We start from the raw sequence: 21,252 nt of genomic DNA on the forward strand, positions 1-21,252 counted from the left end.
CTCCTACGGTAACAGACCCTACTTCAGTATCAGGACAATCACCATTACCCCATGCTGCATAAATGGTATATGTACCAAGAGATACATTGTTGATCGTGTAGTTTTCGCTTGTACCTTGATTAGCTGAGTAATCACCATTTCCAATTTTATACTTGATCTTTGTACGACTACCAAAATCTGATACGTTTAAGGTTACTGTACCACCAGTATCGCAAGTAGCAGGTGTTGTAGATGAATTAACATTGATTGTACAGTCTCCTCCATTATTATTGCAATCTTCTCCTACGGTAACAGACCCTACTTCAGTATCAGGACAATCACCATTACCCCATGCTGCATAAATGGTATATGTACCAGGAGACACATTGTTGATCGTGTAGTTTTCGCTTGTACCTTGATTAGCTGAGTAATCACCATTTCCAATTTTATACTTGATGTATGTACGACTACCAAAATCTGATATGTTTAAGGTTACTGTACCACCATTATCACATGTAGCGGGTGTTGAGCTTGATTTCACATTGATTGTGCAGTCTCCACCGTTATTGTCGCCATCGTCACAGTTTACAAACTGTACTTTATTACTTCCTGGATTTTCTCGTATATCAATACTATTGGTTCTTAGGCATCTACCATCTATTTTCATGGTAGCATTTTTCAACCCTGTTTTATCTCTAGGACGACCTATAGTATACATAGTAGCAGCTTGTTTCCCTGGATTGATGATATAATCAAATGAACCTTCAATTTTTACATGAATTGTTTGGGGAAAATCATCATGTTTTTGTGACCAGGAAAATACACCGTGATTATACCCATCATCAGAGTTAGCGATAACCGTACAGTTACGAATAACACAGGTGTGATTATTAGGCACCTCTGCTCCCCAGCTAGTCATAAACGGACCGCCGTTTTTATTATGTACAATTGTTGTATTTTCTATTAGCTTACACTCTATTGTGTATAATGCATCATCATAACAATTTATATAGCAATCTTTCACTACTGTTTTCCCACGACCACCGTGGATACCATCCGTGGTGTGCGTGAGAGATCCAGCTATAATGTCGCAACGCTCGACCGTTACATTACCAAAACCAGCACTAATATGGAATTTCATTGGTTTTGTAATCTTTAGGTCGTGTATATACACATCTGGCGATTTATCACATCGTATGGCGGAATAAGAACGTCCTTTTATACCGTCATCTGTTGGCCTAGAACCATCACCTTGGATGATGGATGTTTTTCTACTTTTACCAGCAATTTCAATAGGGTGCTTACGAGTCGGCATGTAAAAACTACCTGTAATGGTAACGTTTTCTTTAATTAGGATTTTGTCCCAACTATCTGGAACCTTGAATTTTTTACCAATATTTTTATTGCTATGATAGGTGGCTACTCCATTTTGAACCGTTGGGTTCTGAGCATAAATAACCCCTGTGGCTAGCACTAAGGCAAACAAAAGGATTTTACTTAATACTTGTTTCTGTATATAAAAATTAAAGCTTTCAAGGATTCCTTGATTTTTATTTGGGATAGATATGTCTCTGCTCATAACTTTGTTTTTAAGGTTACTTCTAAAATTGCTTTTGAATCACTGGAGTCAAAGTTCAAATTTGTCCAGTATTTATCATTTCTTATTTCACACCAGTCTCTATTTAAGTTTCCTGATGTTTTTGCGTATCCGTGCGTATAAGAATTTTTAAACGTTCCGTTACCTTCTTTGACTTTTACAGAATATATCTTAGATTTTTCCCAACCATTTGGTGCATTGGAAAATACCTCGAGCTTTGCCCAGACTTGTGTAAGACAAAGTAAGCTTTGTACTAAAACTGCGCTTAGTTTTTTCATAATGTTATATTTACTTAGGTTTTAATGATACTGTGGAGGATAGAATAATGACAGACGATATAATTCATAAAGCCTCTGCCCAATAGTTATTATGATCATTCCACTAGATTTTCCAGACAGTAATTTAAGTTCAAAAAAGCAAAATTAAATTTACTGATATGACAAGAAGAAAGTTTATTTCAAAACTTAAGACAAGAGTTGCCTTAGAAGCTTTGAAAAAGCGATCAACGAGAAATAAAAATACTTGCTTAAAATAATTGTTCAACAAAAAATCGAGATTAATTTAACACAGAGTCTGTCTAAAAGATGAGGAAATGATCACGACTATTAAAAAGAAAAATGATTTAGTGACAAATTAAACCGCTAAGGATTTCAAGTCAATAGCGGTTTGGTTTAATTAATTACAGTTTTTCTAGTTGATTTTAGCTTTTAAGCAATAATTTTTTAAACAATTAAAACTAAAGATCCTTAATCATTAATAATAAACATTTTATAAGAACTAATTTTATCATATAAACTTGCATTTACTGAAAAGGTTGTAGCTCGTGTGCTATTTCTTTTAAAGAAAGTTTGTCTTTTTCCTGTAAAATTTCTATTTTCAAAAATCACAAGTTTTACTTTCTTCCCTGAAATAGGGTTTTTAATCTTAATATAGCTTGTTTTATTGTCTACACTAGATTTTAATGTGCCTTGAACTCCACCACCGCTTTTAACTACTTGTTTTTGAGGACATGCAGAAAGACATCTTTTAAAAGTAAGTGTAACTTTTCGCGATGCTTTTGCCAATACATCATTGTCATCTTCTTCAGATTCTTCAATAAGAAGCTCTTCAGAGGTTAAAAGTTCTTCATTTTCAAGATTGCTAAAGTCTTCTTTTTCACAACTTGTCATTACAGTAAACGTTGCCACTGCAATAAATAATAATTTCAAATTTTTCATTTTTATAAAATTTAGTTTGTTAATATTGGGTAAATTAATAACTAATGTAACTTCTAAACCATAGCTAATTCGTATGTGAAGGGGTTTCAATTGATAGGTAAAGCGAATGAATTGATGGCTGTATTTAACCCATAAGTGCAACACACTTATCTATTAGAACTTCAGTAGGGTTGTTGTAGTTAAATTTTCTAACAGGTCTGTAATTTTAGTAATAATTCTACTTCTTTAACTCTCTCTATTGTTATTTGATTTATATCAGTTTTCTTAGGAAAGAATCTTCTTATTACACCTGTTCTATTTTTGGCTATACCTTTTTCACGCGATGTATAAGGTCTAGTGAAATATGTCTTAATACTTATATTATTGGCTAGTTTATGGTAGTAAGCGAATGCCTTTTTGCTATTAAAAGTGATAGTTTTTACCTACGAGTTCCTAAAGTTTGAGAAGCGTTTTTTATATACGTTTTCTGCGTCTTTGCCATTTAGTATTTCTATCATAGTGATCGTGTTGCTCTACCAGTCATTACTAATAGTGCTTGCTGATTTATGATCGACACCCCTCATTAAATGTACCTTTATATCACCTATACGTTTGCGCTCAGCAACTATTTCTGGTCGTTACTTTATAGGACTCTTTTTAAGATAGCGTCTTTGTTATCTTTTAAATTACTTCACTTCTGTCTTCTAACTTATATGGTGTAGATGTTTGTGGAGGGTTTTATATTCTTTGTGCTTTTTATGAAGACTATGCTTTGCTTCCCATATCCACTTGTATCTGGTTTCATGGCAATTGCATATTTCGCCTTATTTGGAAAGACACTTGGCAATGAATTCGGGACTCCATTTCTGATATTTCATCAAACTGACTATATGCCTCCTTAAACCTTTAGTTAAGACAGTGGATTTAGTTTTGGTTGCGTGTCTAAGTGATGTTTTACGCTGAGCGTGTTCAGCTATATAGATATAAGAGGTTTGATCTCTTGTTGGTATATTAGGTTTAAGTTCTCGGCTAATGGTTTTCCTATTTACACCTAATTGATCCGCTATTTACATTTGGGTAAATCCCACTTGTAAAAGACTCTAAATTTAATACCTTTGAGAGAAACTCAATTGTTCATAATGTTTTGCGCAAGATGAATATAAATATTGAACCTAAAATACTACCGGCTAGCCTGGAGTATTTTAAATAAACGCGTTGCACTTGCAAATTGAACTTAGAATTTGATAAATTTTTGTACTAAATAATTTTTTTTACAGATTGTATTGCTTTATGAAACCTTCAAACTCCTTACGTTTGTTTTTTGAAATAGGTAATGTTTTACCGTCTTCCATAATAACATAACCACCATCTGACCGGTTAACTTCTTTAATTTTTTCATAATTAATAAGAACAGAAGGGTGAATTCTAATAAATCCATGTTGTTCTAATCTAAGTTCATAGTGTTTAAGGTTTTTTGAAACGACTAGTTTAGAACCTTGGTTAAAAATGACAATAGTATAACTACCATCTGCTAAAAGGTATGATATATTGGAAATATATTCTAATCGAAAGCCGTTTAAGACCGGAAATACTACCTTTTGGCTATGGTTTATAGGTTTGGTTACTAATCTACCTAATCTATTTAATGTCTTAGAAACAGCCTCTTTTAAATTTGAAATATCTACGGGCTTTAAAAAATAATCTACAAAGAGTTCATCAATTTTGGTAGTCAGCTCATAGTGGTTTTCAACACAGTGAATTTGGGTTTGTAAACTCCTTTCCATATGGTTAATAAATGCCGTCTTTTTACCGCTTTTAATACAAATAAAAAGGGCTTTAGCAGCATTACCTTCTTTTAGTAAAAAATTATAAATGTCATTAACCATTTTTACCTGATCTGATTTAAAGAGGATAACGCTTTGATGTACTTTATGGAAATAAGAATTCCATATTCTTCTATTCCATAGGGGTGCTATTTCATATAAAGTGTCCAGAGCAGAATAGGACTGAAAAATGTTGATGTCTTCGGGATTTAAAATACCGATATGACATGATCTTTGGTTAACATCACAAGATGCAGTTACTTTTGAAAATTTCATAGTCAAGTTTTAAGATAGTGTTACGTAAAGCTAGCTATATGAAGCATTTAAGTAATAGAGTGCTGTACAAAGTGCTGTTTTGCTGTATAAGATGATATAGTGATTGTAAAACATGCATTTACTTTAACTGTAAGTGGTCTGATTCTTTAAAATTATAGTAGCGACTGTGTTAATACTAGCTTTTTTAGTAATTTAGTATCCCGATACCCTTCATTAAAATATAGACAAGTTTGGTATGAAATTCCTTAAACGTTTTTTAAAAGGCATCCTTATCCTTTTGGTGTCTTGTGTTGTATTACTGTACATTTTTGATTATGATTATATTCTAAAAGGAGTGCGGGTAGTCTATATGACCGGGCATACCACAGCTTATATAGATGATTACACCTACTTTGACAACCATACCGTAGAAAAAGGAACTACAACGGTTCCTTGGCAATTTGACGCCGATTATAATACTGCAACTCCTACAGAAAGATTGAATACAACCAATGAAGCTATGGGAACCGTGGCATTTATGATTATTAAAAACGACCAAATCTGGTACGAAAAGTATGCAGAAGACTACGGAACCGAGTCTAAAACTAATTCTTTTTCTATGGCCAAAAGTATTACGACAGCCTTGTTAGGAAAAGCTATTATGGATGGATATATCAAAGATATGGATCAACCGATTGGAGACTTTTTACCCACATTCTCTGATGGATTGGCTGCCAAAGTAACGGTTGGAGACTTATCATCGATGGCGTCCGGATTGAATTGGACAGAACATTACACAAGCCCTTTTTCAATAACAGCAAGAGCGTATTATGATCCAGATCTTAGAGAAGTAATGACAGGATTAGACTTTGTAGAGGAACCTGGAAAGGAATTTACATACTTAAGCGGTAACACTCAGTTATTAGGGATGGTCATAGAGAAAGCAACAGGAAAAACACTATCAACTTATTTAAGCGAAAGTTTTTGGAAACCAATGGGTATGGAGCAAGACGCATTATGGCAAGTAGATAGTGAGGATAATGGTATGGAGAAGGCATATTGTTGTATCGCCAGTAATGCAAGAGATTTTGCTCGTTTTGGCGTATTATTCAAAAACGAAGGAAATTTTTTCGGAAAGCAAATATTACCTAAAGAATTTACAAAATTAGCTACCAAAAAACGGTTTGAAAATGATGATATGTATGGATATGGTTTTTGGTTATCGGATCATTTAGATAAAGAGATTTTTGTAATGAGAGGTATTTTAGGACAATATGTAATAACGATTCCAGAGGATGATGTAATTATTGTTCGTTTAGGTCATCATAGAGGACAACCTCAAGGTTCGTTTAGTAAAGATTTCTTCATATATATTGAAGAAGCTTATAAAATGTTAGAGAATGCTTCATAAAATTAATTTAGAACATATTCTATTTCTGGATATCGAAACAGTACCAGAAGAGGAGAATTTTGATAAGCTCACAGACGAAATGAAATATTTGTGGGCGGATAAAACAAAGTACCAACGTAAAGAAGAATTCGCCCCAGAAGATTTTTATGACCGAGCTGGTATCTGGGCAGAATTCGGTAAAATCGTATGCATATCGGTTGGGTTTTTTACTTTCAAAGGAGAAACAAGGTCTTTCAGAACCACTTCTTTCTATGGAGAGGAAAAGCAATTGCTCCAAGATTTTAAGAATTTATTAGAAACCCATTTTAACGGTCCACATCATTTGTTATGTGCCCATAACGGTAAAGAATTTGATTTTCCTTATATCGCTAGGAGAATGATTATTCATAATATAAGCTTACCGTTTAAGCTAAACCTGTTTGGTAAAAAACCTTGGGAAGTTCCACATTTAGACACCTTAGATTTATGGAAATTTGGTGACTATAAGCATTATACTTCTTTAAAATTGCTTACTAATATTTTAGGAATTCCTTCTCCAAAAGATGATATAGATGGCAGTCAGGTAAGACAAGTATATTATGAAGAAAATGATATCGATCGTATTGTCATCTACTGTGAAAAAGATACGGTAGCTGTTGCACAGATTCTATTAAGATTGCGCCAAGAAGAACTTTTGGATGATGATGAAGTTGTGTCTGTGTGATAGCAATTAAAAGACCTGAAAAGGAATAAAACTTTAATTCTAGTCATATTGAGCAAAGTCGAGAATGTACTGAATTCATATTTAATAGTTCCCAACCCCGCTCAAAATGACCAAAAATAACTTTTTAGAAAGCCTCAATCAATCTTTTATCTACTTATTGAAGTTGAGTTAAGATCGATTTACTCATTAATTTTCCGTTTGTTTTTGTAGTTTCTTGCTGCACCAGACCTACACCTTTAGCAATCCATTGTTTTACATAAAAAGTTTGTTTCATCCCCATGCTCATGCTGGTTGTATTTGTGTAGGTGATCACGTAACAATTAAATGATCCTGCAGAAGTAGTAATCGTTTCTTTAGATGTTACCTTTCGGTTTTTGAGATCTATGGTCATATCTATACTCATTACTCCGGCATCCACAGACATAGTCACTTGCCCATCTTGTAATTGTTGTCCAACAGATAGCGCATTCGGAATATCAATGCCTTTTCCTTCGATACTATATTCCATATTCTTGTATTGATCGAATAATTGAGGAGAAATTATAGACTCCGGATCTAAAGAAGTAGTACCCCCATCACAAGTAACTGTAAAAGTTGCTTCTGTTATTGTTTTTTTCTTTTTCGAATCGCTAACAGACATATTCATAGTAATGCTGGATTCTGATCCAGAAGAATTTATACTCAGAACTTCATAATTTGTTTCTGAGATAAGTTTATTCTTTTGGTTATAATGGCTCATAGTGATTTTAGTTCCTACTTTAGAAGGATAAAATTGGCTACAATTGTTTTGAGCAGTTACGCTGCTTACAATCAAAATTGTGATAATTATATATAGTCTTTTCATATTTTAGGTATTTATTTTAATTAATCTTCATCGATAGTCCAAATTGCACCTGAGGTACCGGATGTTACATAACCTCCAAAAAACCAAATTTGATCCCGATATACTAAGTTTGTATGAGAATGTGAACTTTGAAAAGGAATACCTCCTTCATATCTAGACCAACTGATCATATCGGATGAATACCAAATGTCTTTGATAACTCTGGATGTGTCAGACTTACCATTGATAATCCATACTTTGTTATTAAAAACAGTCGCGGTATATAAATCCCTAGCCGAAAAAATAGGAGTTGATGTAACTACTAAGGACCAGCTAATACCATCAGTACTCGACCAAATTTCATTAAATCGATTGGTTTCATTCCTGCCTCCAATCACATATAAGACTCCATCAAAAGTAACAGTTTCGTGATTACCTCTTACGGGAAAAGCGTTTGAATTTTCCTCTATCCAATTGATGCCATCCACTGTAGACCATACAACCATATTGATCCTTGAGGATGAAGGACCTATAACATACATTTTGTTATTATATACTGTGGTAGTGTGAGCAGACATACCACCAAAAGGTGCAGTCATAGTTACATTTACCCAATTCATGCCATCTTCCGATCGCCATATATCAGATAAAAGATCATCTGTGTTGTTTTCACCACCAATTAACCACATTTCGTTATTAAAAGTAGTCAATGTATGTTTGTATCTTGCTTCGAAAACATTATTGGTTACAGACTGCCAGTTTGTTCCATTGTTACTGGACCAAACGTCGTTTCCGTATGTATGATCTGTGGTATAAGAATTGTCGCCACCAATAGACCACACTTTTCCATCAAATATAACCATGGTGTTTTCTGCAAATTTACCCATCTGATCTTCAGAAGTTTTTAATTCAAATGTTAGAGAAATGTCAGAAAAATCATCCTGTAAGATTTCATCATCCGTATTACAGGCAATGCTGATAATACTAAGAAAAAGCAGTAAAATTTTTGAGGTTTTCATTTTGTTAAGTTTTATGATTTATCAATTAGTATGATGCGTTAGAGATAAGTAAACATAACGCATAAAAAAATCACTCTTAAGAGTGATTTTACAGTTATGCTGGTATTAGTTCTTACCTGTTAATTTCTTCCATTCTCATCTGGATATAACATATAAACCGGATCACTTTGCCAAAACTCTTTGGTATCAATATCCATAGCGGTTAGCGGTCCCTTAAAAGCAGCTCCTGTATCTATGTTCCAAACGCAGGTTGCATTGACAGGTGTTGTTTTATGAATTCTGGTTACTGGTGTATGACCAATGTATATTTCATCAAATAACAAAAGTCTTTTAGGATAGGTAAGCGCTGTTTTTTTTAGGCTTGGATCTATGGATAAGGCGGTTTCCCATAGGGTTCTATCCCAATAAAATAATTCACTAAAATACTCGCGTTGTGGCCCGTGGAGATTTGTAAAACCTGCGTGCAAAAACAGGCGATTATAATCATCGATATAGTAATTGATAAGATTCTCATAAAATAGAAAATGAGCTTCAGTATCTCTTCTGGATAATTTTTTATAAGAATCAATAGTTGCCTGACCTCCATGTTTTATCCATTCTGGATTATATTTTTGTTTCGTTAACCAGGTATAGCAAAGTTCATCGTGATTACCTCGAATGAAAACACAATTATGGTTTTTTTGTAATTTTATAAGAAAAGAAACTAACGAAGCACTATCGCTCCATCCATCCACATAATCACCTAAAAAAATTAGTGTGTCTTTTGTCGTAATTTTTGCCTTTTCAATTAATTGTTTCAATCCCTTGAGGGCTCCGTGTATATCTCCAATAACAAGAGTTCGATTCATACTACATTTTATAGTTGGTCAATAAAAATTTTTAAGTTGAGTGTTAGCTATATCTTATTTTTCTAAGTATTCGAACACTTTCTTTATATAAAGAATATACTTTATCATTTGCATAATTTTTTAGATAAGGCTTTGCTTCTTCTAATTTGTCTTTTGCCTCGCTAAAATCATTAAAATAACATAAAAGGTACGTTACAGGTAGGTTAAATAAATCCTTCTGTTCATTTGTAGAGAGTGGCATTTTCTTCTTTAATTTTTCGATCAATGCATTATTGTTATTGTATAAATGATATAATGTTTTCCGATCAAATTGAGGTGGTTTAAAGAGGAGTTTATTTTCTATGTCATAACTTACATTATTTTTAAACTTAATAGTAACTTCCTCCAATGGATAGTAATTATACGTATCCTGTAAACCAAGTCGAACATATTCTACAATTTTGAATTCTTCATCAGTAATTGAAATGCTAACTTCGTCGAATTGAGAATAAAATAGCTTTACCTGTTCATTGATCAATGCAATATCCACTCTGGAATAATAGATCTCGTCATTTACACTTTTTTCTTTTGCAGACCAACATACTACAAAATACTCTTTAAAAACTTTATACGTGGGGTTGTAATCTTTCCTGGAGTTCATGAAGTCAAAAACACCGTCTAAAGTCAGCTCAATATTGTTTTGAGCATGACTTTCTATCGATTCTACAATTTCAGAATTTACATCTTTAATCTTAATATCAAATACTTTGGGCATACTAATGCTGCCATCTCTAAAAAACACAGAACCCCCATAATATTTCCAGATGTTTTTACGAAGAGAACATAGTTTTCCCTCTTGAGACCGTATAGAAACCAAACCAACTACTTTGTCGCTTGGTAAATGGGGGAAAGGGATATTTTCATACGCTACAATAGGAGGATTAGAAAGATAGGCATTCACTAGGTTCTGAATCTTACTATCATCAAAAAAATCAACACCTATAATTTCGTTGTCTTCATCTTCAACCCCGATAACTATATAAGAATTATTTTTTGGATTCGAATTAGATAATGCACAAATGTGTTTTAGAAATTTAGCTTTCCCTTCTTTTTCGCCAATATTGAGCTTTCGTTTCTTGTCATAAAAACTATTTTCGTCATTATGGGCAAGCAGATTTTTGATAAGTAGGCGTTTATTAATCATTCCTTTCTCGAATAGCAGTCAACATTTTTTTCCCAAGTTAAACTTAGTTATTTTTATTGGGTCGGCAATGTGATGATAATAAAGAAATTATGAACTTTTATTCACGATTGTACTATTGGCTTGAGCAGTTGGAAAAACTACAAGATCTGCGATATTAACGTGATAAGGTCTTGTAACTACAAATGAGATGATATCCGCGATATCTTTTGGTCGTAATGGCTCAAATCCTTGATAAACAGTGTCTGCCCTTTGATCATCACCTTTAAACCGAACATTACTGAACTCTGTCTCTACCAATCCTGGATGTATTGCTCCAACCCGAATACCATACTGATTAAGATCTATTTGCATTCCCTTGTTGATAGCATCTACCGCATGTTTGCTGGCACAATAAACATTTCCGTTTGGATACACCTCCTTACCTGCGATAGAACCTATGTTAATAATATGACCGGATTTTTGAGAAATCATTTTTGGGATTATTGCTTTAGAAACATATAATAATCCTTTTACATTTATATCCAACATCGCATCCCAGTCATCTAAATTTCCAGTTTGAATAGGATCAAGACCGTGAGCATTTCCTGCGTTATTGACCAATATATCAATGGTACTAAATTCTTCTGGAAGTGTTTCAATATTTTTTAAAACACTTTCTTTGTCGCGTACATCAAAGCAAAGAGTATGCACCATTACTTTTTTACCTAATTCCTGTTGTAGTTGATTTAAACGCTCTTGTCTTCTACCACAAAGTATCAAGTTTATACGCTGTTTAGAAAATTGAATTGCTGTAGATTTTCCGATACCACTGGTAGCTCCGGTAATTAATGCTGTTTTCATAACGTCAAGTAGTTTTTTCTTTTAAAGATTCTTATTATAAATGCCAGACCTATCGTTCCCTATACAAACATGGATACATATGCTACCTCTTGAATGCTACATAAGCTGATAAATGGAACACACCAGCGATAACATAAGAAAATAATGATAATTTGACCATTTAGATTGAGTTTTTCGCAACACTCCAAAAAAGCTTTCGTCTTTTATAAGTATCATCGCAAAAGCCGATGAAAATAGTCACGTCCGTTTTTATCAGTAAAAAGATCTAAATATACTGTAAAATTTGGGCGTATGCGTATTTTTAGAAGACACATTTAACCTATAATTAACAACAAAAAGAAAAATATTTTAACAATTTGCATTGCTGGAACATGAATGTTAAATTCACGACTTTAAAAAAAAGAATAGATGGAAGAAAATAGTTCTATTGATATTGCTTCAATCAATGAAAAAATACAGAAAGAATCTGCATTTGTAGATTTACTTACTTTAGAGATGAACAAAGTAATCGTAGGCCAAAAACATATGGTAGAACGATTGCTAATTGGATTACTCGGCCAAGGACATATTTTGTTAGAAGGGGTTCCTGGATTGGCAAAAACATTAGCAATAAATACATTAGCCAAAGCTGTACACGGAAGTTTTAGTCGTATTCAGTTTACACCTGATTTGTTACCTGCAGATGTTGTAGGGACACTAATTTTTAATATGAAAGAGAACGATTTTTCGATTAAAAAGGGACCTATTTTTGCCAATTTTGTGCTGGCAGATGAGATCAACCGTGCACCGGCAAAGGTACAGAGTGCTTTGTTAGAAGCCATGCAGGAAAAACAAGTTACTATCGGAGACGAAACCTTTATTTTGGATAAACCATTTCTAGTTATGGCAACTCAAAATCCTGTAGAGCAAGAAGGAACGTATCCATTGCCAGAAGCGCAGGTCGATCGTTTTATGTTAAAAACTGTAATCGATTATCCTAAATTAGAAGAAGAGCAATTAATTGTTCGAGCAAACCTGAAAGGCTCCTTTGAAAAAGTAAATCCTGTTGTTTCCGTTGATCAAATACTGACTGCCCAAAAAGCGGTAAGAGAAGTATATATGGACGAAAAGATCGAAAAATACATTCTTGATATTATATTCGCAACTCGTTTTCCAGAAAAATACGGTCTCGAAGATTTAAAACCGTTAATTAGTTTTGGAGCTTCTCCAAGAGGAAGTATTAATCTTGCTACCGCAGCTAAATGTTTTGCGTTTATAAAAAGAAGAGGGTATGTGATTCCAGAAGATGTTCGCGCAGTGGTACACGATGTATTGCGTCATCGTATTGGTATTACCTATGAAGCAGAGGCAGAAAATGTAACTTCAGAAGAAATTATTAATAAGATTGTAAACGAGATTGAAGTGCCATAGATGCTATGCATTAGTACAAAGTCCTGGGAAATAAGCACCAAGCACTAAATCTTTGTACTTCATACTTCGCACTAATTACTGAATACTAACGAGCCAAAAGGCGAGTACATGGATACTAAAGAGTTACTAAAAAAAGTTCGGAAAATTGAGATCAAGACAAGGCGCTTGAGCGATCATATCTTTGGAGGAGAATATCATTCTACTTTCAAAGGACGGGGTATGACTTTTAGTGAGGTGCGCCAATATCAATTTGGCGATGATGTTCGAAACATAGACTGGAATGTAACCGCCCGTTATAATGAACCTTACATCAAAGTTTTTGAAGAGGAAAGGGAATTAACGATGATGTTGATGGTCGATGTTTCTGGATCGCAATTGTTCGGAACCAAGCAACAATTCAAGAAAGAAATTATCACTGAAATTGCTGCGACATTGGCATTTTCTGCTACGCAGAATAACGATAAAATTGGATTGATTTTATTTACAGATAAAATCGAGTTATTTATTCCGCCAAAAAAAGGAAGATCTCACGTCCTAAGAATCATTAGAGAACTTTTAGAGCACGAGCCTAAGAGTAAAAAAACGAATATTACTGAGGCATTGAAATTTTTATCCAATGTCATGAAGAAAAAGGCAATAGTATTTATGCTCTCTGATTTTATAACGGATGGGTATCAGCAGACACTTAAAATTGTTGGCGGAAAACACGACGTTACCGGAATTAGAGTGTACGATCAGCGGGAAGAGGAAATTCCAAATTTAGGAATGGTTCAGATGGAAGATGAAGAGACAGGAGAATTGTTATTGGTAAATACAAGCTCCAAAAAAACGAGAATGAATTATGCCAAATACTATCAGGAAAGAGTTGCATATTTTAGAGATAGTTTTACCAGAAGTGGTGCAGGATCATTAAGCAGTCGTGTGGATGAGAGTTATGTAAAAAAATTGTTAGGTTATTTTAAACGAAGAGGATAGGCGATAATTAAGAATGAAGAACTACAAATTACTAGATATAAATATAAAAAGTGATATTTCTTTTTGGAAAAGGATAAAAAGATTGGTTTTTATAGTAACCCTTTTTCTTTCCTATTCTGGGGTTGCTCAGGTTACTGCAAATATAGATTCAACAACGATTCAGATCGGTGAAGAGATCAGATATAAAATGCTGGTAGAAGCAGATTCTACAAAAATTGTTGTTTTTCCAGAAGGACAAACTTTTGCGCCACTTGAGGTTATAGAATCATATAAGACAGATACTACTAAAAATGGGAGTCGATTCAACCTAATTAAAGAGTATGCACTAACACAATTTGATTCTGGATATTACACTATTCCAAGACAAAAAGTAGTGATTGGTGATCAGGTGTTTTTTACGGATTCTTTAGAAGTAGCGGTTCGTGATGTGCTTGTAGACACTACGAAGCAGAAGATGTTTGAAATAAAACCTTTAGTGGCTGTAGACGCATCATTTGTTAACTGGGAAAAATATATATGGTGGATCTTAATTTCGCTGCTTGTTGTAGGTTTGATTATTTTTTTGTTATTAAGAAGAAAAAAGAGAAAGGCGGCTAAAGAAGATAAATTACCACCTTACGAAAGAGCAATCTTGGCATTACAGAGAATCGATGCCTCGCATTTATTAGAACAGGATTCACATAAAGAATATTATTCGCAACTGAGTGATACCGCTCGTAAATATATTGATGAGGAAGTATATGACCACGCTATGGAAAGTACAACCGACGAGCTTATTGAACGTCTGGATGAAGAAATAAAAACCGGAGCACTAAATCTGGATAAGCATACAATCAAGGAGCTTAAATCTGTACTCAAAACTGCAGATATGGCTAAGTTTGCTAAATCGAAACCTGATATTGGTACCGCCAAAGCGGATAGAAATGTTATTGAACGGGTCATTAATGAGACCAAAAATGCCATTCCCGAACCAACAGAAGAAGAATTACTGGCAGACGAGGAATACAGAAAAACGGCAGCAGAGAAGAAATTTCGAAGAAAAATAATTTTCGGAAGTCTTGCAGGGATTACACTAATAGTCATAACATTAACAGTATTTATTGTAGTAAAAGGGTATGATGTTGTCAAAGATTCACTTTTGGGACATCCAACCAAAGAATTGGCAGAGACAGAATGGATTCGAAGTATGTATGGTTCTCCGCCAGTAACCGTTTCTACCCCCAAGGTTCTGATCAGAAACAACTTTCAGTTAACAGAAGAACAAAAACAAACGCTTAAAGGAAATGAAACTTTTGTTTATGGAAGTTTGATGGGAAATTTCTATATAACAGTCTCCACCATACAATATAATCAAAAGACCGAAGTAGATCTTAGTAAAATAGTTGAAGGCGTTGTAGGTAATTTTGAATCGGAAGGAGCTAAAAATATAACCGTAAAGGATGAAGAGTATGAAACATTGGGTGGCGCAAAAGGAGTCAAAGTATTCGGAAGCTTGGAGGTAACAAATCCAGTGAGTAAAAAAGAACAGAAAAGTGACTATTTGATGCTTAATTTTGCAGAAAATGGCGGGTTTCAGCAAATTATGGTCGTTTACAATCAGGAAGATCGATACGCAAAGGACGTTGCACAGCGCATTATTAACTCTGTTGAACTTAAAAATGCCAAATAACTATGTTTGAAAATTTCACATTTGAGAATCCTCAGTTTTTTTGGTTGTTTTTAATCTTACCATTAGCAATAGCTTGGTATATATGGAAACGAAATAAACAGCAGGCAGCACTGCGGATATCTAGTATTAAAGGGTTTAAGGTGTCTGGTAGCTGGTTAGCCAAACTAAGACCAATTTTGTTTTTAGTAAGGTTAGTCGCACTAGCATTAATCATTACTGCAATGGCACGACCAAGAACAGTTGATGTATCTACCAAAACCAAAACGACCCGTGGAATTGATATCGTCATGGCAATTGATGTATCTGCCAGTATGTTAGCCAGAGATTTACGACCAAATCGACTAGAAGCCTTAAAAGAAGTAGCGGCAGAGTTTATTCAAGGACGGCCAAATGATAGAATCGGATTAGTAATGTATGCAGGAGAGAGTTTTACCAAAACACCAATAACTAGTGATAAAGCTATTGTGCTTAGCGCTTTAAAAGAAACGGTGTATGATAATTTATTAGAAAATGGAACTGCCATCGGGATGGGACTTGCTACTTCTGTTAATAGATTAAAAGATAGTAAGGCTAAAAGCAAAGTAATTATTTTACTTACTGATGGTTCTAATAATGCAGGTTTTATAGACCCAAAAATTGCGTCAGAATTAGCTGTGGAATATGGTATTAAAACTTACACCATAGGTATTGGCACAAATGGAATGGCATTATCTCCAGTTGCCATAAGACCCAACGGAACGTTTCAGTACGGGAATGTTAGAGTAGAGATTGACGAAGAATTATTAAAAGAAATTGCCAAAGTTACCAAAGGAAAATACTTTAGAGCGACTAACAACAAAAAGTTAGAACAGATTTATGAAGAAATAGATAAACTGGAAAAAACGGATGTAGAAGAATTTAAATTCTATAATTATGAAGAAAAATTTAGGCCATTGGTGTTGTTAGCAGGATTATTATTATTGGTAGAGTTTGTATTGAGATTCACCATATTTAGAAGTTTTGTTTAATAAAAAATGAGGGTTTGAAAAGAAACATAATTATAGGAGTATTATTAATTATAGTCGGATTTCTGGTAAAGTATGCTTTTAACTTTGATGGAGTAGGGTTTTTATCAGGAGTGGCGGTTGGTGTAGGAGTCGGTATCATTATTACTAGTGTTTTTAAAAAACAAAAGCAGGATTGAAAAAAGGGATTATAATTCAAGGAAGTTCGAGAAGCGACGGAGATACAAACATTGTTGTTTCTTATCTAAGAAATATGACGAGTTTTGATGTTATCGATCTTCATCAAAGAGAGATAAATTACTTCGATTATGAGTTCAAAAACAAAGATGATTTTGAAGTGATTTTTAAAAATATAGTTCATAATTATCAGACATTGGTTTTAGCAACACCCGTGTATTGGTATACTATGAGCGGAATTATGAAAGTTTTTTTGGATAGAATTTCTGATTATTTATACAAAGAGAAGGATTTTGGTCGCATGCTTAGAGGAAAAAACATGGCTATGCTTAGTTGTAGTAATGATGATGATAGAGTAAAAGAGTTTACGCTTCCTTTTTCCAGAAGCGCCGAGTATCTGGGAATGAATTATCTAGGAGATATTCACACAAAAGTCACAGACAAAGAAATAGCTCCAGATGTAAAAGAAAAAATAAACGCGTTTGCGTTGAAATTAAAGAAGTAAACAGTTGATGCAGTTAGACTGTCGTAGTGTATTTTAAATTGGTATAAACTTAGAATTATAAAAATGTACTTATTAGAAGAAAAAATATTTTTCTGGTTATTGTTGGTGATACCGATACTAATACTGATGTTTTTGGGTGTTTTAATTTGGAAAAAAACGACTCAGAAAAAATTTGCAGATAAGGATCTACTGAAAAAATTGAGTCCCAACCAGTCTATATTTAAATCGATATTGAAAGTTATCGTGATAAGTTTAGCTTTAGCGTGTTTTATTATCGCTCTTGTAAATCCAAAAGTTGGTACTAAACTAGAGACTGTAAAAAGAGAAGGTGTAGATGTTGTATTTGCCATAGATGTTTCGAAAAGTATGCTAGCCGAAGATATTGCACCTAACAGGCTTGAAAAATCTAAACAATTGGTAACTCAGATTATCAATAATCTAGCCAGCGATCGTGTAGGAATTATTGCCTATGCAGCTAGTGCATTTCCGCAGTTACCAATCACAACAGATTATGGTTCTGCAAAGATGTTTTTGCAATCCATGAATACCGATATGCTTTCTTCTCAGGGAACGGCCATAAATGAAGCCATAGAATTAGCCAAAACCTACTATGACGATGAAGAGCAAACGAACAGAGTATTATTTATTATTAGTGACGGAGAAGATCACGAAGGGAATATTGAGTCCATGGCAGAAGCGGCTTCCGAAGAAGGGATAAGAATATTTACCATTGGTGTCGGAACGACAAAAGGAGGTCCAATACCTATAAAACGTAACGGAATTGTACAGAGCTATAAGAAAAATAGTCAGGGTGAAACCGTTATCACTAAATTAAATACGACAATTTTGCAGGAAATCGCAAATCAGGCAAATGGCACATACATTGATGGTACTAGTACAAACGTTGTAGTAGAAAATGTTACTGAGTTACTGCAGGGAATGGACAAAAAAGAATTTGAAGCCAAACAATTTGCAGATTTCAAAGATCAATTTCAATGGTTCTTGGGAGCTGGTTTGCTATTGTTGTTTTTAGATATTTTCTTGTTAGAAAGAAAAACTTCTTGGGTTAAAAAATTAAATTTATTCAATGAGCAATAGGTAGCTAGCATTAGAATAATATCTAACCGAGCCTGTTATATTAAGCTTATCGAAATGTTCTTTAAGCAGAAAAATAAAGACGTTATGAAGAATTTACTAATTGTACTGTTGTGTTTCCAATTTGGGATTGTATTTTCTCAAGAAGAGGGAAATAGGACTGAAATTATCGCAGAAGCAAACCAATATGTAGCAACCGGGAATGAAGTATTAGTAAAAGATGGTAATTTCCCAAAGGCAGAAGGTGAGTATAGAAAAGCAATTTCCACAAACCCAGTGGATGCTACTGCAAAATATAATTTAGCCAATGCTTATTACAATACAGAAAAGTATGATGAGGCAAACCAGCGTTATACAGAAGCTGTAAAGACAGCAACATCCAAAACAGAAAAGCATAAAGCCTTCCATAATCAAGGTAATACCTATATGGAACAAAAAAAATATAAAGAGGCCGTAGAAGCTTATAAGAATGCATTACGGAATAATCCTAAAGATGACGAAACCCGTTATAATCTGGCTTTAGCAAAACAGCTATTGGAAAAACAAAAAAACGAAGATAAAGGGGGTGATAAAGACAACAAGGACAAGAACAAAGACGAAAACAAAGACAAGGAGAATAAAGATAAAAAGGAAGGCGAAGATAAGGAAGATAAAAAGGAAGGCGAAGACGATAAGGATAAAAAAGGAGATGAAGGAGAGGAGAAAAAAGATGAAAAAGGTGAAGATAAGAAAGATGAAGAAGCAGATCCAAAGGATGAAGGAGAGGAGAAAAAGAAAGACAAAAAAGAAGGTGATGGAAAACCTGAAGAACAGAAAAAGCAACCACAACAAGTTCAGGGGCAGTTATCTCCTCAGCAAGTTAAAAGCTTGTTAGAAGCGATGAATAATGAAGAGAAGAAGGTACAGGATAAAATAAATGCCAAAAAAGCTCAGGGAGCGAAAACAAAAACCGAAAAAGATTGGTAGCAGATGAAAATAAAATTAATTTTTCTTACACTATTTTTAGCAATAACCCAGCTTAGTATTGGCCAAGTTAAGTTTGAAGCTAAGGTAAGCAAGAAAAAGCTAGGTGTAAACGAGCGGTTACGGGTCGATTTTGAGATGAATCAAGACGGTGACAACTTTACACAACCTAGTTTCAACGGATTTACTGTGGTTGGAGGACCGAATCAGTCTATAAGCAATTCCTGGATCAACGGTAAACGATCTTATGCTAAAACGTTTAGTTATTTTCTTTCTCCTACCAAAAGAGGAACTTTTACCATTGGACAGGCAACTATAGAGATAGATGGTCAAACATACAAGACCTTGCCTGTAAAAGTAGAGGTTACAGCGGCAGTAGATAAACCAAAGGATGGAAATAATGCAGACTATGTGGCAAGTGAAAATCTTCATTTGATAGCAGAGGTTTCCAAAACAGGTCCTTATCTCAATGAAGCAATCACTGTTGTATATAAACTTTACGTAAGTCCTAGAATACAGATTAGTAATCTGAGAGAAATTGACAACCCAAAATATAGTGATTTTTGGAGTCAGTCGATCAAAATAGGACAATTAAAGGTGGAACGAGGAGAGTATAAAGGCGAGCCATACAACTTTGTAGTTTGCGGTAAGACAGTCTTATATCCGCAGAAAACAGGTACATTAGAAATCGAACCCTTAACACTTTCTATTGCAGTAGATGTTCCAACCAATCGGCGTGATATTTTTGGAGGCAGATTATACTCCACGGTAAATAAGACAGTAGCTGCGGGTACGAGAACTATTAAGGTGAAGCCTTTACCTCAGCAAGGTAAACCTGATAATTTTTCGGGAGCCGTCGGGTCTTTTGATTTTAAAGTCACTCCTAATAAAACGTCATTAGATGCTACAGAGTCACTAGAGACTAAGGTATTGGTTTCTGGAAACGGAAATCTAAAACTTTTTGATCTGCCAACATTGAGTGTCCCCAACGGTTTGGAACAATATGAGCCTGAGCATAATGAAAAAGTAAGAACGAATCTTACTGGTATGACAGGAAATATTTCGGATTCATATACGCTAGTACCTCAGTTTAAAGGCACCTATCCGATTCCGCCAATTTCATTTTCATATTTTGATCTAAAGACTGAAACTTATAAGACGATTACTTCAGATGAAATTGTGATTAATGTAAAGAATGGACCAGATAGTGGTAGTATTGTTACCAATTCTGAATCCTCTGGAACTACCAAACAAATAGTAACGCAAACAGGAAGTCAATTTAGGTTTTTAAAGCTTGATGCAAACCTGCAACCCATAGAAAAAACATACTTTTTTAAGTCTACAGGATATTGGGTAGCATTAACAGCTCCTTTATTGGCTATTCCATTATTCTTGTTCTTTGGCAAAAAAAGAGAAGAACGATTAAGTGATGTTAGTGGCAACAGAGTTCGTAAAGCTGATAAGTTAGCGAGAAAATACTTGTCAGAAGCAAAAAAGAATCTGGGGAACCAAAAGGAATTCTATATAGCAATGGAGCGTGCATTGCATAATTATCTCAAAGCAAAATTACATATTCAGACCAGTGATATGAGTAAAGATCGTATCCAGCGTTTACTAAAAGAACGAGAAGTGCAGGATACAACCTCGATAGAATTTATTGCATTGCTAGAAAGTTGCGAATTTGCAAGATATACTCCGTCTTCTACTACCGCAATGCAACAGGATTATGATAAAGCTTCGAGGGTAATAGCAGCTATTGATAAACAATTATAAAAAT

20 protein-coding genes and 1 pseudogene are annotated in these 21,252 nt (G+C 34.3%); 11 read left to right on the forward strand and 10 right to left on the reverse strand.

Annotated elements, in window-relative coordinates; genetic code table 11:
- The 5 genes and pseudogenes from ACWGOQ_RS00005 to ACWGOQ_RS00025 form a co-directional block, all read right to left on the reverse strand.
- A partial coding sequence (locus ACWGOQ_RS00005; protein ID WP_458202209.1) for a glycoside hydrolase family protein occupies positions 1 to 1,558 on the reverse strand: 1,558 nt, incomplete at its 3' end.
- Positions 1,555 to 1,854, reverse strand: a complete 300-nt coding sequence (locus ACWGOQ_RS00010) for a hypothetical protein (RefSeq protein WP_452056492.1) — start codon at positions 1,852 to 1,854, stop codon at positions 1,555 to 1,557. The genes ACWGOQ_RS00005 and ACWGOQ_RS00010, both read right to left, overlap by 4 nt.
- Positions 1,855 to 2,322: 468 nt before the next feature.
- Complete coding sequence (locus ACWGOQ_RS00015; RefSeq protein WP_452056493.1) at positions 2,323 to 2,793, reverse strand: hypothetical protein; 471 nt, start codon at positions 2,791 to 2,793, stop codon at positions 2,323 to 2,325.
- Positions 2,794 to 2,917: 124 nt separating this feature from the next.
- Positions 2,918 to 3,878: pseudogene (locus ACWGOQ_RS00020) on the reverse strand (IS30 family transposase).
- A 165-nt stretch (positions 3,879 to 4,043) separates the two neighbouring features.
- Positions 4,044 to 4,871 (reverse strand): LytR/AlgR family response regulator transcription factor, encoded by an 828-nt coding sequence (locus ACWGOQ_RS00025; RefSeq protein ID WP_452056494.1) that lies wholly within the window; start codon positions 4,869 to 4,871, stop codon positions 4,044 to 4,046.
- Between the two features lie 235 nt (positions 4,872 to 5,106).
- On the opposite strand from ACWGOQ_RS00025, the gene ACWGOQ_RS00030 reads away from it, so the two are divergent.
- Both ACWGOQ_RS00030 and ACWGOQ_RS00035 read left to right on the forward strand, forming a co-directional pair.
- On the forward strand, positions 5,107 to 6,261 hold the full coding sequence (locus tag ACWGOQ_RS00030; protein ID WP_452056495.1) for a serine hydrolase domain-containing protein: 1,155 nt from the start codon (positions 5,107 to 5,109) through the stop codon (positions 6,259 to 6,261).
- Complete coding sequence (locus tag ACWGOQ_RS00035; RefSeq protein ID WP_452056496.1) at positions 6,251 to 6,964, forward strand: 3'-5' exonuclease; 714 nt, start codon at positions 6,251 to 6,253, stop codon at positions 6,962 to 6,964. The genes ACWGOQ_RS00030 and ACWGOQ_RS00035 overlap by 11 nt, the downstream gene beginning before the upstream one ends.
- 154 nt (positions 6,965 to 7,118) lie before the next feature.
- On the opposite strand, the gene ACWGOQ_RS00040 is transcribed toward ACWGOQ_RS00035, so the two are convergent.
- From ACWGOQ_RS00040 to ACWGOQ_RS00060, 5 genes are all read right to left on the reverse strand, one after another.
- A complete protein-coding gene (locus tag ACWGOQ_RS00040) occupies positions 7,119 to 7,808 on the reverse strand; it encodes a TapB family protein (protein ID WP_452056497.1) in 690 nt (229 codons plus the stop codon).
- A gap of 20 nt (positions 7,809 to 7,828) precedes the next feature.
- Positions 7,829 to 8,806: a Kelch repeat-containing protein gene (locus ACWGOQ_RS00045; RefSeq protein ID WP_452056498.1), complete on the reverse strand. Its 978-nt coding sequence runs from the start codon at positions 8,804 to 8,806 to the stop codon at positions 7,829 to 7,831.
- Positions 8,807 to 8,925: 119 nt separating this feature from the next.
- On the reverse strand, positions 8,926 to 9,654 hold the full coding sequence (locus tag ACWGOQ_RS00050; RefSeq protein WP_452056499.1) for a metallophosphoesterase family protein: 729 nt from the start codon (positions 9,652 to 9,654) through the stop codon (positions 8,926 to 8,928).
- Positions 9,655 to 9,697: 43 nt separating this feature from the next.
- Positions 9,698 to 10,837 carry an ATP-binding protein gene (locus ACWGOQ_RS00055; protein ID WP_452056500.1) on the reverse strand — a complete coding sequence of 380 codons (1,140 nt, stop codon included), beginning with the start codon at positions 10,835 to 10,837 and terminating at the stop codon, positions 9,698 to 9,700.
- 87 nt (positions 10,838 to 10,924) lie between these two features.
- Positions 10,925 to 11,677, reverse strand: a complete 753-nt coding sequence (locus ACWGOQ_RS00060; protein WP_452056501.1) for an SDR family NAD(P)-dependent oxidoreductase — start codon at positions 11,675 to 11,677, stop codon at positions 10,925 to 10,927.
- Between the two features lie 408 nt (positions 11,678 to 12,085).
- On the opposite strand from ACWGOQ_RS00060, the gene ACWGOQ_RS00065 reads away from it, so the two are divergent.
- The 9 genes from ACWGOQ_RS00065 (at position 12,086) to ACWGOQ_RS00105 (ending at position 21,248) form a co-directional block, all read left to right on the forward strand.
- Positions 12,086 to 13,087: an AAA family ATPase gene (locus ACWGOQ_RS00065; protein ID WP_452056502.1), complete on the forward strand. Its 1,002-nt coding sequence runs from the start codon at positions 12,086 to 12,088 to the stop codon at positions 13,085 to 13,087.
- A 108-nt stretch (positions 13,088 to 13,195) separates the two neighbouring features.
- A complete protein-coding gene (locus tag ACWGOQ_RS00070; protein WP_452056503.1) occupies positions 13,196 to 14,062 on the forward strand; it encodes a DUF58 domain-containing protein in 867 nt (288 codons plus the stop codon).
- Between the two features lie 13 nt (positions 14,063 to 14,075).
- On the forward strand, positions 14,076 to 15,731 hold the full coding sequence (locus ACWGOQ_RS00075; protein ID WP_452056504.1) for a DUF4381 domain-containing protein: 1,656 nt from the start codon (positions 14,076 to 14,078) through the stop codon (positions 15,729 to 15,731).
- Between the two features lie 2 nt (positions 15,732 to 15,733).
- Positions 15,734 to 16,738, forward strand: coding sequence for a vWA domain-containing protein (locus ACWGOQ_RS00080; RefSeq protein WP_452056505.1), 1,005 nt, complete (start codon positions 15,734 to 15,736; stop codon positions 16,736 to 16,738).
- Positions 16,739 to 16,752: 14 nt separating this feature from the next.
- Entirely contained in the window at positions 16,753 to 16,914 is a 162-nt protein-coding gene (locus ACWGOQ_RS00085) for a hypothetical protein (RefSeq protein WP_452056506.1), read from the forward strand.
- Entirely contained in the window at positions 16,911 to 17,417 is a 507-nt protein-coding gene (locus ACWGOQ_RS00090) for a flavodoxin family protein (RefSeq protein WP_452056507.1), read from the forward strand. Before ACWGOQ_RS00085 ends, ACWGOQ_RS00090 begins: the two co-directional genes overlap by 4 nt.
- Before the next feature lie 63 nt (positions 17,418 to 17,480).
- Positions 17,481 to 18,515, forward strand: a complete 1,035-nt coding sequence (locus ACWGOQ_RS00095; protein WP_452056508.1) for a VWA domain-containing protein — start codon at positions 17,481 to 17,483, stop codon at positions 18,513 to 18,515.
- Between the two features lie 84 nt (positions 18,516 to 18,599).
- Positions 18,600 to 19,478, forward strand: a complete 879-nt coding sequence (locus tag ACWGOQ_RS00100; RefSeq protein WP_452056509.1) for a tetratricopeptide repeat protein — start codon at positions 18,600 to 18,602, stop codon at positions 19,476 to 19,478.
- 3 nt (positions 19,479 to 19,481) lie between these two features.
- Positions 19,482 to 21,248, forward strand: a complete 1,767-nt coding sequence (locus ACWGOQ_RS00105) for a BatD family protein (protein WP_452056510.1) — start codon at positions 19,482 to 19,484, stop codon at positions 21,246 to 21,248.
- The last annotated feature ends 4 nt before the right edge of the window (positions 21,249 to 21,252 follow it).

This window comes from Aquimarina ulvae (genome assembly GCF_053613295.3).